The 2,257-nt window shown below is 43.0% G+C and carries 4 protein-coding genes; 2 read left to right on the top strand and 2 right to left on the bottom strand.

The features are described 5' to 3' along the window. Window positions 1-538: CBS domain-containing protein (locus F7C14_RS06980; protein WP_290901296.1), on the bottom strand; the 538-nt coding region annotated here is incomplete at its 3' end. Between the two features lie 8 nt (window positions 539-546). Next, on the bottom strand, window positions 547-1,074 hold the full coding sequence (locus tag F7C14_RS06975) for a CBS domain-containing protein (protein WP_290901294.1): 528 nt from the start codon (window positions 1,072-1,074) through the stop codon (window positions 547-549). Window positions 1,075-1,179: 105 nt separating this feature from the next. On the opposite strand from F7C14_RS06975, the gene F7C14_RS06970 reads away from it, so the two are divergent. Together F7C14_RS06970 and F7C14_RS06965 are read left to right on the top strand one after the other, a co-directional pair. Continuing rightward, entirely contained in the window at window positions 1,180-1,974 is a 795-nt protein-coding gene (locus F7C14_RS06970) for an HAD-IIA family hydrolase (protein ID WP_290901292.1), read from the top strand. A 26-nt stretch (window positions 1,975-2,000) separates the two neighbouring features. Further along, window positions 2,001-2,257, top strand: a 257-nt coding sequence (locus F7C14_RS06965) for a hypothetical protein (protein WP_290901290.1), incomplete at its 3' end; no start/stop codon positions are given.

Raw genomic sequence — 2,257 nt, 5'->3', positions numbered from 1 at the left:
CTGTGATGACTCCCCTCGTCATGTAGTCTTCCACGACCCCGTCGTACTCCCTTCTTTCAGCCAAAAACTTCATGATGTCCCTCTCAGTTATGATACCTATAACGGTATCATCCCTATCGATTATCGGGGCGCCACCTACTCCCTTTTCTAAAAGAATTTCCAAAGCATCCTCCCAAGAAGAGGTGAAATCTATCGCGACAACCTCTTTCTCCATAATTTCCTTAACTTCCTCGTTAACTGCCGCAAGCAAATTGTTGTTGTATCTTCCCTCAACGATCTTGTGCTTCCCCCCTCCACCGAGGAAATTTACAATGTCCATTCCAGTTATTATTCCCTCAAGCCTCTTCGTCCCGGGATCGGTTATCGGCAATCTTCTGAAGCTGTACTTTATCATTGTCTTCATTGCGCTCATTATTGTCGAAGTTGGCGGAATCGTGATTACATTCTTCGTCGCTATTTCCATAACGCTTCCCGGCTTTATTGGGCTCTTCTTTTCCTTTTTAACTTCATCTCCAATTTTTGCCCCTAAATAAGACATCAAATCACCTAATACGACTCATAACAGTCTTCACAAATTCTCTTCCCGTCAACGTCAATTAACTCGGCAATTCTCCCACAAACCTCACATTTCCCGATTTCTCCGCTTTCGGTTTCGATATAACTTTCTTTAATAAGTCCGAGGTATTCTCCAAGATCGATAGAAACGGAAAGAATGTCCGTATCTGTAACTATTCCAACGAGTTCTCCTCCATCTACAACCGGCAACCTTCTTATTCCCTTTTTCAGCATTATGTTTGCAGCTTCCCTTATGCTCGTTGTGGGCTTTATCGTTATTATCGGGTACGTCATTATTTCCTCAAGCATAACTTCAGAGGGGACTTTGTTCCTCGCTACGACCTTCCTTATTATGTCGCTCTCCGTGACTATTCCTACCGGTCTTCCATTTTCGACAACGACTATGCTCCCAACACCGAACTCGATCATCCTTCTGCTTGCTTTGAGAACCGACTCATCCTTCCTTGCAACGCAAACTTCCCTCGTCATTATTTCCTTGACTGGTATGTCTGCTTCCACACTGACCACCCTTAATAGAGTGTAGAATGCCACGGTTTTTTAAAGATTTTGAAGGCTTCGAAACATTTCGCAAACATTTTTATTTCCAAAAAAGAGTGAGTGCTCATGCTTTTGGATAAGAAAGGATTCATACTCGACATAGACGGAGTCATTGGAAGAGGAAAAAAGCCGATTCCGGAGGGAGTTGAGGCGGTAAAGAGATTGAGAGAAATGGGTAAGAAAATTCTTTTCGTCTCGAACAATTCCACAAGAAGCAGGAGAATCATGCTTGAGCGTTTTAAAGATTACGGACTTGAAGTTTCCGAAGAGGAAGTTCTCATCGCCACTTACGCTACTGCAAGATTAATTGCAAAGGAGAAGAGGAATGCGAAGGTTTACACCACCGGCGAAGAAGGGTTGAAAGAGGAGTTAAGGCTCGCTGGGCTTGAGATAGTTGACTATAGAGATGCGGAGTATCTCGTTGTTGGTTCGAATAGGGGGATAAACTTCCAGATAATGACGGAAGCTTTGAGGCTCTGCCTCAGAGAAGACGTGAGATATGTAGCTGTAAATCCAGATAGGGTTTTCCCCGCTGAAGACGGACCAATCCCCGGAACCGGAATGATAATTGGTGCTCTCTACTGGATGACCGGAAGAGAGCCAGATGTAGTTGTGGGAAAGCCGTCGGAAGTCATAATGAGGGAAGCTTTGAACATTCTGAATTTGAAGCCAGAGGAGGTTGTGGTTGTCGGTGATCAGATAGAAATAGACGTTCTGGCTGGAAAAAAGATAGGAGCAACAACGGTTTTAGTTTTAACCGGAGTTACAAAGAGGGAAGATATCGAAAAGAAAGCGAAGGAAGTCGGAGTTCATCCCGATTTCGTCTTCGAAAGTTTGCTTGATGCGATCTCCGAAGGTTAAAATAGTTTGAAGCAGACTTATTTTTAATGGTTAGCGCTTTCAGAATATTTTCCCTACTCGTTATTGCCGGAGTGTTGCTCGGATACTTTTACGAACCGAGGCAAATACTGGGTTCAATCTTCAAAGAGCTGATATACTTTGTGAGCGAATTTTTCAGCCCCATTATGCTCTTTCTGATTTCTCTTGTGATAATTTTTCTTTTAAAGTTTAGGCAGATTTACAAAATTGTTCTAAAAGTTTTCTTCTCTTTCTTTTCGATGATCTTCGCAGTTATCGGCGGAAT

The sequence above is a fragment of the Ferroglobus sp. genome, from assembly GCF_015521575.1.
In the GTDB taxonomy this organism is placed as follows: Archaea; Halobacteriota; Archaeoglobi; order Archaeoglobales; family Archaeoglobaceae; genus Ferroglobus.
This window is presented reverse-complemented; position numbering and strand designations above follow the sequence as displayed.

What these genes read in the sequence shown, in the direction of transcription:
- F7C14_RS06970 (WP_290901292.1), top strand. Translation starts at nt 1,180, where the DNA reads ATGCTTTTGGATAAGAAAGGATTCATACTCGACATAGACGGAGTCATT.